Raw genomic sequence first — 14,496 nt, forward strand, 5'->3', positions numbered from 1 at the left:
GTATAGAAGTCGGGCTAAATAACTAAGCAAAAAAAAGCGCATACCCAAGGCATGCGCTTATTAATTGTTTCACTTAAATTATTAGTGCTTTTCTGTTACTGGCTCTTTATTTTCTTCTGCATCTTTCTTCTTTTTGCGACTGAAAATACGTTCAACCACGACGAAGAAAATCGGAATAAAGAAGATACCTAAGAAGGTAGAACTTAACATACCACCAAGTACCGCAGTACCGATGGCATTCTTACCACCTGAACCTACACCAGTACTGATCGCTAGTGGTACAACACCTAAACCGAAGGCTAGCGATGTCATGATGATTGGACGTAGACGTACACGGACAGCATGCAGTGTTGCTTCTACCAGTCCCGCGCCTTTTTCGTAGTATTCTTTAGCAAATTCCACAATCAAGATGGCGTTCTTAGTTGCCAAGCCAACGGTGGTTAATAGACCTACTTGGAAGAATACGTCGTTAGGCATACCACGACCGTTCATTGCCAGTAGTGCACCGATAATACCTAGTGGTACCACTAAGATTACGGCAAAAGGAACTGACCAGCTTTCATATAATGCTGCAAGTACCAGGAATACTACCAAGATAGACAACGCATACAGCATTGGTGCTTGGTTACCGGATAGTCGCTCTTCATAAGATAAGCCGTTCCATTCGATACCAAAGCCCGGTGGTAATTGTTTTACCATCTCTTCAATATCAAGCATTGCCTGACCTGTACTGTAACCTGGCACTACGCCACCTTGGATGTTAACCGCAGGTGTGGCGTTGAAACGCTCTAGACGAGGTGATGCGTATTTCCATTCACTAGATTGCAAAGGCAGAGAACGGTACCATTTCACCTTGGTTATTACGTACATACCAAGTATCTAAGTCGGTAGGTTTCATACGGTATTCTGCATCACCTTGAACGAAGACTTTCTTAACACGTCCACGGTCGATGAAGTCATTAACGTACGAGCTACCCCAAGCAGTCCCTAGCACTTGGTTTACTGATTGAATATCAATACCCAGTGCGCGGATCTTCGCTTGGTCAACATTGATTTGGTACATCGGCGCGTCTTCCTGACCATTCGGACGTACACCGACAAGGTTCGGGTTTTGTGCTGCCAGACCGAGTAATTGGTTACGAGCGGCGATCAGTTTATCGTGCCCTTGACCACTTCTATCTTGAAGATAGAAATCAAAACCAGATGCCGTACCTAGCTCAACAACTGCTGGTGGGGCAAACGAGAACACCATGGCATTTTTGATCTGCTGGAAGTATGCCATCGAGCGAGCCACGACCGATTTCACATCCATGCCCGGTAATTGGCGATCTGACCAATCTTTCAAGCTGATAAATGCCATACCCATGTTCTGACCACTACCTGCGAAACTAAAGCCAGATACACTAAACACACTTGCTACGGTATCTTTTTCATCATTGAGGTAGAAATCAGAGACCTTATCCATTACTTCTTGGGTTTGCTCCTGGGTAGAGTTCACTGGCAAGATAGCTTGGCTAAATAAGATCCCCTGATCTTCATCAGGTAGGAATGACGTTGGCATTTTGTTGAACATCCAACCAACAGCAACGGTGAGGCCAAGGAAGATCAACATGACGCGAATAGAGCGTTTGATCATTGCTGCTACGCTTGCTTCATAACGTGAGGTTAATTTATCAAACGTGCGGTTAAACCAACCGAAGAAACCTTTCTTCTCACCATGTTCAATCGGTTTTAGCATGGTTGCACAAAGCGCTGGTGTTAAGATCACCGCGACCAGAACCGACAGTGACATTGCAGTTACAATGGTTATCGAGAACTGACGGTAGATAACACCTGTCGAGCCCGACATAAATGCCATTGGTACGAATACCGCAGATAGTGTTAAGGCGATACCGACCAGTGCACCAGTAATTTGATCCATTGATTTTCGTGTTGCTTCAACGGCATTTAAGCCTTCTTCATGCATTACACGTTCAACGTTCTCTACCACCACGATGGCGTCATCAACCAGCAAGCCGATGGCAAGTACCATTGCAAACATGGTTAGGGTATTGATCGAAAACCCTGCCATCGAAAGCACCGCAAAGGTACCTAGCAATACAACAGGTACAGCAATGGTTGGGATCAAGGTTGCACGGAAGTTCTGTAAGAACAGGTACATGATGATAAACACCAGTGCCACCGCTTCAAACAGCGTATGAACAACCCCTTCAATTGATTTTTCAACGAATGGCGTCGTGTCGTACGGGTAAACGGCAGTTAAACCTTCAGGGAAGAAAGGCTTTAACTCTTCTACTTTGGCTTTTACCGCTTCTGCTGTTGCAAGGGCGTTAGCACCTGTTGCTAGCTTGATACCTAAACCACTGGCAGGTTTACCGTTGTAGAACACTTGTACTGAGTAATCTTCTGCACCCAGTTCAACGCGTGCAACATCACCTAGACGTACGGTTGCACCTGCTGAGTCTGATTTAACAATGATGTTTTTAAACTCTTCAGGTGTTTGCAAGCGGCTTTGCGCTGATACCGTAGCGTTAAGCTCTTGGCCTGGCATTGATGGTGAAGCACCCAGTTGGCCTGCTGAGATCTGGGCATTTTGCTCTTTGATCGCAGCAATCACATCAATACTGGTCAGGTTGTATTTGGTCAGTTTTAGCGGATCTAACCATATACGCATTGCGTATTGAGCACCAAAGGTGGTGATTTCACCCACGCCTGCTACACGGCTCATTGGATCGGCAACGTTCGAACTGATGTAGTTCGAAATATCGTTCTTATCCATTGAGCCATCTTCAGAATAGAAGCCGACAACCATTAAGAATGATGAGCTAGCTTTGTTAACCTTTACACCTTGCTGCTGCACTTCCATTGGTAGCAATGGTAGAGCGGCTTGCAGTTTATTCTGCACCTGAACCTGAGCAATATCAGGATCTGCTTCCGCGTTAAAGGTAAGGGTAATTTGGGTATTACCAAAGCTATCACTGGTGGATGATAAGTAGCGCAGGTGGTCGATACCTGTCATGCGCTGCTCGATCACCTGTGTCACCGTGTCTTCCATGGTTTTTGCGTTTGCGCCAGGGTAGTTAGCGCTGATCACCACGGTCGGCGGTGCGATGCTTGGATACTGAGACACTGGCAATTTGATAATTGACAGTACCCCGGCAAGCATCACGATTATCGCGATCACCCAAGCAAAAATAGGGCGATCGATAAAGAAACGAGCCATATTTTATCTCTACTTTTGAGGTTGCGAGTTGTTGGTTAATGTCGGCTGAACTAAAGCGCCCGGGCGTACTTTTTGTAGGCCATCGACAATGACTTGATCGCCATCTTTTAAGCCTTCAGTAATACGCCATTGGTTATCAATCACCTGTGCTGTCGTAACAATGCGAGACTCTACTTTGTTCTCAGCATTTACTACCATGACAGTTGCTTGGCCTTTACTGTTACGTGTTACCGCTTTTTGCGGCACCATGATGGCTTTAGGATCGGTACCTGTGTTTAGCACTGCGCGTACATACATACCCGGCAGTAAGATCCCTTCTGGGTTTGGAAATTCTGCTCGTAGTGTGACAGAGCCAGTGTTTGGATCGACATTCACTTCCGCAAACTGCAGTACACCGTGGTGTTGATAAACGGTGCCGTCTTCTAAGATAAGTTCAACATCAGCATTTTGGCTTGCTTGAAGCTGGCCTTGTTTTAATGCTGCTTTCAAACGTAGAAGTTGCGCACTTGATTGGGCAATATCAATGTTGATAGGGTCAAGTTGTTGAATGGTTGCCAACACTTGTGATTGACCGGCATTAACCAATGCACCAGGCGTGACAGATGATTGACCAATACGACCTGAAATTGGTGCTTTAACTTTGGTATAATCGAGATCAATCTTGGCTTTATTGACGTTCGCTTTAGCCACTTCAAGGCTTGCAATTGCGACCTTGTAAGCTGCTTGGTTATCATCGTAGGTTTGCTTGCTGATCGCACCGCGTTCCACTAGTTTTTTACTACGGATCGCCAATGCTTTTGCTGAATCAAGCGTTGCTTGTGCTTTAGCTAGTTCCGCTTTTGCGCTTAAGTAAGCAGCGTTGTAGCTGGCGGAGTCAATACTATAAAGGGACTGGCCTTTTTTAACGTCACTACCTTCAGTAAAGCCACGATCGGTAATAATGCCTGAAACCTGAGGGCGAACTTCTGCTTCTAGGTAAGCTTTACTTCGACCAGGTAGTTCCACGCGGATTTCTTGTGGGTGAGATGTGATAGCAATGGTACTAACAGGAATACTTTTTGCTGCTTGTTGAGCAGATGTATCTGCTGCTTTTTGATCACAAGCTGATACCCATAGTGCCATACTGACAACCATGGCTAGTTTTGCGATTTTCCGCATGAAAACTCCTAAATTTTAAGCGATATAACTTAACGTGAAATATTCAAATCCTTGGATTTACAATAGAGTAACCACTAATTATACATTTTGTAACCTATGATAGCCGTTTAAAAATAAAACGGTTATTTTTTGCATAAAAACTCCACCCCTTATAAAAAAGGTACGGTTTCTTGTTTTATGCTTAAAAAGAATTGTTAATCAATTGATATGATTCTTAGTGATTGGTTTGGGTTTTACTATTCACATATTGAATAACCCTATATATAAAATGCATTAACATGCACTTTTTACAAATGAGTGTCAGGATAACGAATGAAACTGAACCCAAGGCAAACAGAAGCAGTAAAATACGTCTCTGGACCCTGCTTGGTGCTAGCTGGTGCTGGCTCGGGTAAAACCCGCGTGATCACTAATAAGATTGCTTATCTGGTGCAAAAGTGTGATTACAAAGCACGAAACATTGCAGCGCTGACCTTTACCAATAAAGCCGCACGTGAAATGAAAGAGCGTGTAGGGCAAACCTTAGGTCGCCAAGAAGCCAAAGGATTAATGGTATCGACCTTCCACACCTTAGGTCTCAACATCATTCGTCGTGAATATAAGCACCTTGGTTTAAAAGCCAGTTTTTCGTTGTTTGATGATCAAGACCAAATGGCACTGCTTAAAGAGCTGACAGAAGACGAACTGGAAGGCGATAAAGATTTACTCAAGTTGTTACTGTCATCGATTTCTAACTGGAAAAATGACATGTTGTCGCCAGCAGATGCTGCTGCTCGAGCTCGTAGTGAGCGCGATCAGTTATTTGCCCATTGCTATGAGATGTATCAGCGTCAAATGAAGGCGTATAACGCGCTGGATTTTGATGATTTGATTTTGATGCCAGTATTGCTGCTACGTGATAATGAAGAAGTACGTAAGCATTGGCAAAACCGTATTCGTTACTTGCTGGTGGATGAGTATCAAGATACCAACACCAGTCAGTACTTGTTTGTGAAATTGCTGGTGGGTGAGCGCTCTCGCTTTACCGTGGTGGGTGATGATGATCAGTCGATCTATTCATGGCGTGGTGCACAACCTGAAAACTTGGCATTACTTAATAAAGATTTTCCAAGCTTAAAAGTGATCAAGCTGGAGCAAAACTATCGCTCAACCAGTCGTATTCTTCGTACTGCGAATATATTGATTGCTAACAACCCGCACTTGTTTGAAAAAGCGTTGTTTTCTGAAATTCCAGACGGCGCGATGTTAAAAGTCATCACAGCCAAGAATGAAGAGCATGAAGCAGAGAAAGTCGTTGGTGAGTTGATTGCACATCGTTTTATGAACAATACCGCTTATAAAGACTATGCGATCTTATACCGTGGTAATCATCAGTCTCGCTTGTTTGAAAAGTCGCTGATGCAAAACCGTATTCCTTATAAGATCTCAGGCGGTACATCGTTCTTCTCTCGTTCAGAAATCAAAGACATCATGGCGTACTTGCGCCTTTTGACAAACCTTGATGATGACAATGCGTTCTTACGTATCGTAAATACCCCGCGCCGTGAGATTGGCCCGGTGACACTAGAAAAGCTTGGTACTTACGCCAATATGCGTGGTAAGAGCTTGTTTGCTGCCAGTTTTGAAATGGGGTTAGAGCAGCACCTGTCTGGACGAGGCTTAGAATCACTGCAGCGCTTTACCCACTGGATCAACCAACTCGCAGATAATGCAGAACGTGGCGATACGGTTTCTGCGGTGCGCCAACTTGTACGCGATATTCATTACGAAGATTGGTTATACGAAACTTCAGCCAGTCCGAAAGCGGCTGAAATGCGGATGAAGAACGTCTCTGACTTATATAGTTGGATCACAGCTGACCTAGAGGGTGATAACTATGATAAAGAAGAGAAAACCTTAAAAGAGGTGGTTCAACGTCTGACTCTGCGTGACATGATGGAGCGTGGTGAAGATGATGACGATGCCGATCAAGTTCAGCTCATGACATTGCACGCATCAAAAGGTCTGGAGTTTCCTTATGTATTCTTAGTGGGTACTGAAGAAGGGATCTTGCCGCACCAAACTAGCATCGATGAAGACAATGTTGATGAAGAGCGTCGCTTAGCTTACGTGGGTATTACTCGTGCCCAACGCGAGTTAACGTTTACCTTATGTAAAGAGCGCCGTCAGTTTGGTGAGTTAATCAAACCAGAACCAAGCCGCTTCTTATATGAATTACCACAAGATGATTTGGAGTGGGAGAGCGAGCGTAAGTAGGTTACTGCTGAAGAGCGCATGCACAAAGGTCAAGCACACATCGCTAATATTCGTGCAATGTTTAATAAGAAGTAAGGCTGCGTAAATAGAATGAATTAAATAAAAGAGGGAGCACCAATCATGCTCCCTCTTCTTTATATGATATTGGAGGTGTTGTTTATAGACCTGCAATCATGTGATCAATAGCTGCAACGATCTCTTCATCGCTACAATCCATACAAGAGCCTTTCGCTGGCATGGCATTAAAACCATTAATCGCGTGATCAGCTAACACGTCTTTACCCTTAGCTAGACGTTCTGTCCAATCACTGGCAACGCCTTTTTTCGGTGAACCCATCACGCCAGAGGTATGACACGCGGCACAAAAGGTATTATAAACAGCTTCACCGCTCCGATGATCTGCAGCGACTTCAACCACTGGGGCTTCACCTTCTAGGTATAAATTACCAACTGGTTTGATCCGCTCAGCAATTGCTTCATTAGACATGTCGGTTGCGACTGCAGTACCAGCAACGGCGAATCCAGTTAAAATAGCAAATAAATAGTGTCGAAAAGAAAAATCCATAATACTCACCTCATACTTCCAAATTGTGCTTTTAGTTGCTGTTATCTTCACGTGTGGGTAAATGTTGAAATAGTACGGCGAATGTTTTTAAAATGATCAAGTTGTTATATATTAGTTAGTATATCGAGTTGTGATAGAGGATCAAACTAATGCGCTGTATTTGTATGATACGAATCAATAGTTATTTGCACATAAAATCAGCGAGTAAAATAAAAATGAAAAAAAACACTTGCCGAGAGGCACTCTGATCCGTAATATTCACCCCCGTCGATAGGGCAAGGCGCCCGTAGCTCAGCTGGATAGAGCGTTGGCCTCCGGAGCCAAAGGCCGAAGGTTCGAATCCTTTCGGGCGCACCATTACCAAATGGTCGTATTGGCGGAAGGTAGTAAAAAACAATGGTGGCTATAGCTCAGTTGGTAGAGTCCCGGATTGTGATTCCGGTTGTCGCGAGTTCAAGTCTCGTTAGCCACCCCATATTATAGAGAGTTGATGTTATCAGCTTTCTGGCTTTAAAAGCCTGCTTATTTATAAGCACACAGAATTAAGTCGGTGAATAGCGCAGTTTGGTAGCGCATCTGGTTTGGGACCAGAGGGTCGGGGGTTCGAATCCCTCTTCACCGACCACTTACAATGGTGGCTATAGCTCAGTTGGTAGAGTCCCGGATTGTGATTCCGGTTGTCGCGAGTTCAAGTCTCGTTAGCCACCCCATTATTTAGGTTATCTTATTAAGATACCTTGGTATTAAAAGCCTAAAACATTGTCGGTGAATAGCGCAGTTTGGTAGCGCATCTGGTTTGGGACCAGAGGGTCGGGGGTTCGAATCCCTCTTCACCGACCACCATTAAGAAAACCGTATCGAAAGATACGGTTTTTTTTCGTCTGTAGAAAAGTAAATACAGATCAGGCTTATTGTGTATAGCTCAGAGGGTCGGGGGTTCCCAGTTATTAGAGCCTTTTTGGGTATTCCTTTTCGCAATGAAAATAGCTTTGTATTAAAGGCGCTTTTTAGCTTTATTCTGCTCTCTCATTGCTTAATTATATGGTCCGCCTCATCCTAAGCCGTTAGGCTTAGGGTAGGCTTTCAAAGAGGTGAACCATATGTCTACTATCCACATCTTAGGTATCGATTTAGGTAAACACTGCTTTCATGCTGTCGCACACAATTACGCAGGTAAAGAGGTGCTACGTAAGAAATATAATCGAAGCCAACTTCTAAAGTTTCTCTCAAATTTAGAAACCACCACTATCGCATTTGAAGCATGTGGTGGTGCACATTGGTTAGCCCGTAAATGTGCTGATTTTGGGCATCAAGTTCAACTCATTCCTCCTCAGTATGTAAAACCTTATGTGAAAGGCAATAAAAATGACTTCATTGATGCTGCAGCTATCGCTGAAGCAGCAAGTCGACCTTCCATGCGCTTTGTTGCTGTTAAATCAGAAGAAGCACAAGTCATTGCTGTCATTCATCGTATCCGTGATGGTTTTATTAAGGAGCGAACAGCCTGTATGTCTCGTATCGGAGCGATATTGTTAGAGTTTGGACTGAGCTTGCCTACAGGACATGCGAAAATGAAGATGCTTTTTCAGTGGATAGCAGACCAAAAATATCAAACTCTTCCACAAAGTCTTATGTACGAATTAAGCTTAATTCACGCACATTATTTGTATCTTAATGAGCAGATAAAAATACAAGATACGAAGTTGAAACAGCTAGCTGAGCAACATGAATTGGCTAAGTTATTAAAAACTGTGCCTGGCATCGGTGATTTAACAGCAACCCTATGTGTGGCAGATGTTAGTGCCGCCAGTAACTTTTCAAATGGAAGGAATATGGCTGCTTGGTTAGGGTTAGTGCCTCGACAATACTCTACGGGAGGTAAAACAAAGTTACTTGGGGTGAGTAAACGAGGAAATAAACATCTCCGGACATTATTCATTCATGGCGCAAGAGCTGTATTATCAAGGTTAGAGACAACGGGTAAAGTCTTCGGACAATGGCTGGTAGATTTAAGAGCCAGTAAGCCATTCAATGTGGTTGTTGTCGCATTGGCTAACAAATTAGCAAGAATAGCTTGGGCGGTGTTATACCACCGCCAAGCGTTTAAGACTGCATCGCAGTCATAACCGAGTTTGCAACGACAATGCAAGTGATGACATTAACGGTAAATCGGCCAGATTAATAACCTGATAATAAAAACAGCAATAAATGCTTTTCGCTTTTTAAGGATAATCTGGCGCGGATATCATCGTGGAGCTAGGACATTAATATGCCTAATTTTGACTCCGAATACATTAGCGCAACTCCGTTATTACTAATATTGTAGTTGCAATAACGGGGCGGACCATACATTTTATTTCGCGAATAAGTCGATATTCTCTTTTCCTTTACGCTGCTTGTTTAACGCTATTTATCTTCTTCCCTTCCTTCGTTGTTAAATTTTCTTATTTTTCCTTAGCGTTATGTTTTTCATATTATTGCTATACGTGGGTTTAAAAACTGCCTAATTGATTATTGATTGGTTTTTTAAGTTAAAAACTAAAGTCTAATTAGATTATGTTGGAATTATGTAAAGTCATCAAAACATATTAAGTGAAATTTTATTCATTTATATATTTTATTTGGTTTACTGATGCTTGTGTTTATTACTAAATATTATTGAGTTTAGTTATTAAGTTGACTGTTTATATAGTGTTTTATTGGTAGTTGGATGTTGTTTTTGATTTAAATTAAATTGAATAGTTATTCGATTAATTGGGTTGGTTATAGTTTTTTACTTTGTTATGTTGCTTTTGTGTAAAATTTTTGACAGATTGATAGGGAAGCATGCTGATAGCTGATTATGCTGGCATGGAAAGGATTCAAGTTTTTATATTGGCAGGAGCCTGCCAAGCAATTGGGGTCGGTCATGGCTTTACTAGAAGTAAAAAACCTTCGGATAGAATATCCATCCCGTCACGGTATACATGCTGCGGTTAAATCACTGTCGTTCTCTATTGAGCGTGGTGAAATTGTGGGTGTGGTGGGTGAGTCTGGTGCAGGTAAGTCGACGGTAGGTAATGCCGTTATTGATCTGCTGAGTCCTCCAGGGCAAATCGCCAGTGGTGATGTGTATCTTGATGGAACCAAAATTTCTGGGCTAACGCCGGAGCAAATGCGTCAGGTACGTGGTGCCAAAATTGGATTTATTTTCCAAGATCCGATGACGTCGCTAAACCCACTCTTTACGGTGGAACAGCAGCTTACGGAAACTATCGTAACCAACTTAAAAGTCACTCAGCAAGAAGCGTACAAGCGTGCATTAACCTTGATGGAGCAGGTAGGTATTCCACAACCAGAGCTACGTATTAAACAGTATCCACACCAATTTTCTGGTGGCATGCGCCAACGTGTGGTGATTGCAATCGCGCTAGCTGGTGAGCCGGATCTAATCATTGCCGATGAGCCAACGACAGCACTGGATGTGTCGATTCAAGATCAGATCTTAACCCTTATCCGTGATTTATGTGTGCAGAAGAACGTCGGCTGTATGTTGGTGACGCACGATATGGGCGTGGTGTCGAATGTGACTGATCGTGTAGCGGTGATGTATCGCGGCGATCTGGTGGAGTTTGGTACAACCGAGCAAGTACTTCACCGTCCAGAGCATCCATATACTCAAAGTTTGATCTCTGCAGTTCCGCGCTCTGATATTAAATTAAAGCGTTTTCCACTCGTTAGTTACATCGAAAAGGCAGAAGAAACACCACCACTGGATGTGAAAAATCACTGGTTGGGGCAACGCCAAGAGCAGCGTGATTATTCTGGTGCGTTGTTAAATGTAGAAAACGTAAGCCTGCGTTTTATCACTAAAGATTCGCTGTTTGAAAGCCGTCGTGAATATGTGCAAGCCAACAATGATGTGAGCTTTCAAGTTTTTGAAGGGGAAACCTTTGGTCTGGTAGGGGAATCTGGTTCAGGTAAATCGACTATTGCTCGCGTGATCTCAGGTTTATATCCACCGAATGAAGGCAAGGTGACATTCGAAGGCATTGATTTAACGTCGTTGAAGAGTGAGTCTGAGCGTCGTCCGTTGCGTCGTCAAATGCAGATGGTATTTCAAAATCCGTATACGTCGATGAACCCAAGGATGCGCATTTTCGACATTATCGCTGAGCCTATTCGCTTCCACAAACTGACCGAGAACGAAGCGCAGACACGCCAAATCGTACATGACTTATTGGATCATGTCGGCTTAGGACGTGCCGCTGGGGTGAAATATCCTCATGAGTTTTCTGGTGGTCAGCGTCAACGTATTTCCATTGCTCGCGCATTGGCAACACGTCCACGTCTGCTGATTTGTGATGAGCCAACTTCTGCACTCGATGTATCAGTACAGGCTCAGATCCTGAACTTGCTAAAAGATCTGCAAGATGAGCTCAACCTTACCATGTTGTTTATTAGCCACGATTTGCCAGTGATCCGCCAAATGTGTGATCGCATTGGGGTGATGCAAAAGGGCACCTTGTTAGAAGTGGCACCAACCGAGCAGTTATTTACCTCACCACAACATGCGTACAGCCAACACTTAATTTCACTAATGCCTGAGTTTAAGGGAATTAGTCAAAATGGATTAAAAAGCGCTTAATCCGTCTTCACAAACAACTCGCGGGAGAGGTCCCGTGCATAAAGGAGTTATGCAATGAAAACCATCAAGAGCAAATTAGCCGTAGCATTAATGGCCGCGGGTTTAAGTTTTAGTGCAACAGCGGCTGAGATCAAATTAGGTTATGCGTCAGATCCTGTTTCACTTGACCCTCATGAGCAACTATCAGGCGGTACGCTACAGCTTTCTCATATGGTCTTCGATCCTCTTGTGCGTTTTACACAAGACATGGAATTTGAGCCACGCCTAGCACAGAGCTGGGAGCGTATTGATGATCACACCTTCCGTTTCAAATTGCGCCAAGGGGTGAAATTCCATTCTGGTAACCCTCTAACTGCAGACGATGTGGTGTGGACGTTTAATCGTCTGCAAGATTCTGCTGACTTTAAAAAGATCTTCGACCCGTATGCGGAAATGAAGAAAGTGGACGACTACACAGTTGATCTGATCTCAAAAGGTACTTACCCACTGGTGCTGCAAACTGCGACTTACATTTTCCCAATGGACAGCAAATTCTACAGCGGTAAAACAGCAGACGGCAAAGATAAGGCAGAAATTGCGAAACACGGTAACTCATTCGCTTCGACCAACCTTTCTGGTACTGGCCCGTTTATTGTCACCGAGCGTGAGCAAGGGGTTAAGGTTGAGTTTACTCGTAATGCAGATTACTGGGACAAAGCATCAAAAGGTAACGTTGATAAGCTAACGCTACTGCCAATCAAAGAAGATGCGACACGTCTAGCTGCACTGTTGTCTGGTGGTGTGGACATGATTGACCACGTAGCACCTAACGATCACAAACGTTTGAAAGATGCCGATGGTGTGGATCTGGTGACTCAGCCGGGTACCCGTATTATCACCTTCCAAATGAACCAAAACAGTAATGAAGCACTGAAAGATGTGCGTGTGCGTCAAGCGATTGTTCATGCAATCAATAATGAAGGCATCGTGAAGAAAATCATGAAAGGCTTCGCTACAACGGCAGGTCAACAAAGTCCGGCGGGTTACCAAGGCCATAATGCGGATCTTGTTCCTCGTTATGATGTGAAGAAAGCTAAAGCATTAATGAAAGAAGCAGGTTATGCCGATGGCTTTACCCTAACCATGCTAGCGCCAAACAACCGTTATGTGAACGATGCTAAAGTGGCGCAAGCAGTTGCAGCAATGCTATCGAAGATCGATATTAAGGTTGATCTTAAAACCATGCCAAAAGCGCAATACTGGCCTGAGTTTGATAAGTGTGCTGCAGATATGCTGATGATTGGTTGGCACGCTGATACCGAAGATTCTGCGAACATGACTGAGTTTTTAACCATGACGCGTAACGAGGAAACGGGTCAAGGTCAGTACAACTGTGGTTTCTACTCAAATCCAGAAGTCGACAAACTCGTGAAAGCAGCGAACGTGGAAACCGATCCGAAGAAGCGTACTGAAATGCTACAAACAGTAGAAACAACGCTTTATAACGAAGCGGCATTTGTTCCTCTACACTGGCAGAGCCTTGCATGGGGTGCACGTTCAAACGTTCACGCAGCTGATATTGTTAACCCAATGGAGATGCCTTACTTCGGCGATCTTGTGGTTGATGAAAAATAAATAAAATAACAATGAAAGCGACAGTGCCGGAGCTTGCTCCGGCACTTTTTCAGGAAGAAAAAGAAGGGGCACGGAATGTTTACGTTTCTGGTCAAGCGCCTGTATCAGGCACTGATAGTGATGTTTGTGATCAGTTTGGTGGCATTTGCCATCCAAGATAACCTTGGCGACCCATTACGTGAGTTGGTGGGGCAATCTGTATCAGAAGCTGAACGACAACAATTACGTGATGATTTAGGACTTAACGATCCGTTTATCACCAAATATAGCCGATTTTTATCTAACGCCGTGCAAGGTGATTTAGGTACATCTTATACCTTTAAAAAGCCAGCTACTGAGGTGATTTTAGATAAGCTAGTGGCAACACTGGAGCTGGTATTTGGCGCCACCATGATCATCATAGTGGTCTCGATCCCGCTTGGGGTCTATTCCGCCATCCATCCCAATAGTGTGTTCACCAAAGCCATTATGGCGTTCAGTAGTATCGGTATCTCTATTCCTGTTTTCCTTACCGCGATCATGCTGATGTACATCTTCTCTATTGAGCTAGGCTGGTTGCCATCATTTGGGCGTGGTGAAACGGCCAATTACTTCGGTTGGGATTCAGGTTATTTCACTGTTGATGGTTTGAAGCACTTAGTTCTGCCATGTGTGGCGTTAGCTTCTATTATGCTGCCGCTATTTATTCGTTTAGTGCGTTCAGAAATGCTGGAAGTGTTGAGTTCTGAATACATCAAGTTTGCCAAAGCCAAAGGCTTACCGATGAAAAAGGTTTACTACCAACACGCACTGAAAAACACCATGCTGCCTGTATTAACCGTTGGCGGGGTGCAGATCGGTACCATGATTGCCTACACCATTTTGACCGAAAGTGTTTTCCAATGGCCGGGAACAGGGCTGCTATTTTTAGACGCGATTAACCGTGTTGATACCCCATTAATTACGGCTTACGTGATTTTTGTAGGACTGATTTTCGTTGTAACTAATACCATTGTTGATTTGCTCTATGGATTGGTTAACCCGACTGTAAACCTGACTGGCAAGGGAGAGTAA

At 43.8% G+C, this 14,496-nt stretch carries 6 protein-coding genes, 5 tRNA genes and 2 pseudogenes; 10 read left to right on the forward strand and 3 right to left on the reverse strand.

Annotation, left to right across the window (positions count from 1 at the left end; all coding sequences use genetic code 11):
* Positions 1–81: 81 nt before the first annotated feature.
* Positions 82–3,223 (reverse strand): annotated as a pseudogene (locus Q7674_RS06990) (efflux RND transporter permease subunit).
* Positions 3,224–3,232: 9 nt separating this feature from the next.
* Entirely contained in the window at positions 3,233–4,381 is a 1,149-nt protein-coding gene (locus Q7674_RS06995; RefSeq protein WP_045066185.1) for an efflux RND transporter periplasmic adaptor subunit, read from the reverse strand.
* Between the two features lie 312 nt (positions 4,382–4,693).
* Between Q7674_RS06995 and rep the strand changes: the two are divergent.
* Positions 4,694–6,712: pseudogene (gene rep, locus Q7674_RS07000) on the forward strand (DNA helicase Rep).
* An 82-nt stretch (positions 6,713–6,794) separates the two neighbouring features.
* Here the strand turns inward: rep and Q7674_RS07005 are convergent.
* Positions 6,795–7,202 carry a c-type cytochrome gene (locus Q7674_RS07005; protein ID WP_023933947.1) on the reverse strand — a complete coding sequence of 136 codons (408 nt, stop codon included), beginning with the start codon at positions 7,200–7,202 and terminating at the stop codon, positions 6,795–6,797.
* A 280-nt stretch (positions 7,203–7,482) separates the two neighbouring features.
* Between Q7674_RS07005 and Q7674_RS07010 the strand changes: the two genes are divergently transcribed.
* The 9 genes from Q7674_RS07010 to Q7674_RS07050 all read left to right on the forward strand — a co-directional run bounded on the left by Q7674_RS07010 (position 7,483) and on the right by Q7674_RS07050 (position 14,496).
* Positions 7,483–7,559, forward strand: a tRNA-Arg gene (locus Q7674_RS07010).
* A 42-nt stretch (positions 7,560–7,601) separates the two neighbouring features.
* A tRNA-His gene (locus Q7674_RS07015) sits at positions 7,602–7,677 on the forward strand.
* A gap of 73 nt (positions 7,678–7,750) precedes the next feature.
* A tRNA-Pro gene (locus Q7674_RS07020) sits at positions 7,751–7,827 on the forward strand.
* A gap of 9 nt (positions 7,828–7,836) precedes the next feature.
* Positions 7,837–7,912: transfer RNA gene (locus Q7674_RS07025), tRNA-His, on the forward strand.
* A gap of 53 nt (positions 7,913–7,965) precedes the next feature.
* Positions 7,966–8,042, forward strand: a tRNA-Pro gene (locus tag Q7674_RS07030).
* A 260-nt stretch (positions 8,043–8,302) separates the two neighbouring features.
* Positions 8,303–9,328 (forward strand): IS110 family RNA-guided transposase, encoded by a 1,026-nt coding sequence (locus tag Q7674_RS07035; RefSeq protein ID WP_305422071.1) that lies wholly within the window; start codon positions 8,303–8,305, stop codon positions 9,326–9,328.
* 782 nt (positions 9,329–10,110) lie between these two features.
* Positions 10,111–11,829, forward strand: coding sequence for a dipeptide ABC transporter ATP-binding protein (locus Q7674_RS07040; protein WP_107229739.1), 1,719 nt, complete (start codon positions 10,111–10,113; stop codon positions 11,827–11,829).
* A 54-nt stretch (positions 11,830–11,883) separates the two neighbouring features.
* Complete coding sequence (locus tag Q7674_RS07045; protein WP_008988276.1) at positions 11,884–13,443, forward strand: ABC transporter substrate-binding protein; 1,560 nt, start codon at positions 11,884–11,886, stop codon at positions 13,441–13,443.
* Positions 13,444–13,518: 75 nt separating this feature from the next.
* Positions 13,519–14,496: an ABC transporter permease gene (locus tag Q7674_RS07050; protein WP_042117391.1), complete on the forward strand. Its 978-nt coding sequence runs from the start codon at positions 13,519–13,521 to the stop codon at positions 14,494–14,496.

Source organism: Photobacterium leiognathi (assembly GCF_030685535.1).
GTDB lineage: Bacteria > Pseudomonadota > Gammaproteobacteria > Enterobacterales > Vibrionaceae > Photobacterium > Photobacterium leiognathi.

What these genes read in the sequence shown, in the direction of transcription:
- Q7674_RS07045 (WP_008988276.1), top strand. Translation starts at nt 11,884, where the DNA reads ATGAAAACCATCAAGAGCAAATTAGCCGTAGCATTAATGGCCGCGGGT.
- Q7674_RS07040 (WP_107229739.1), top strand. Translation starts at nt 10,111, where the DNA reads ATGGCTTTACTAGAAGTAAAAAACCTTCGGATAGAATATCCATCCCGT.
- Q7674_RS07035 (WP_305422071.1), top strand. Translation starts at nt 8,303, where the DNA reads ATGTCTACTATCCACATCTTAGGTATCGATTTAGGTAAACACTGCTTT.
- Q7674_RS07005 (WP_023933947.1), bottom strand. Translation starts at nt 7,202, where the DNA reads ATGGATTTTTCTTTTCGACACTATTTATTTGCTATTTTAACTGGATTC.
- Q7674_RS07050 (WP_042117391.1), top strand. Translation starts at nt 13,519, where the DNA reads ATGTTTACGTTTCTGGTCAAGCGCCTGTATCAGGCACTGATAGTGATG.
- Q7674_RS06995 (WP_045066185.1), bottom strand. Translation starts at nt 4,381, where the DNA reads ATGCGGAAAATCGCAAAACTAGCCATGGTTGTCAGTATGGCACTATGG.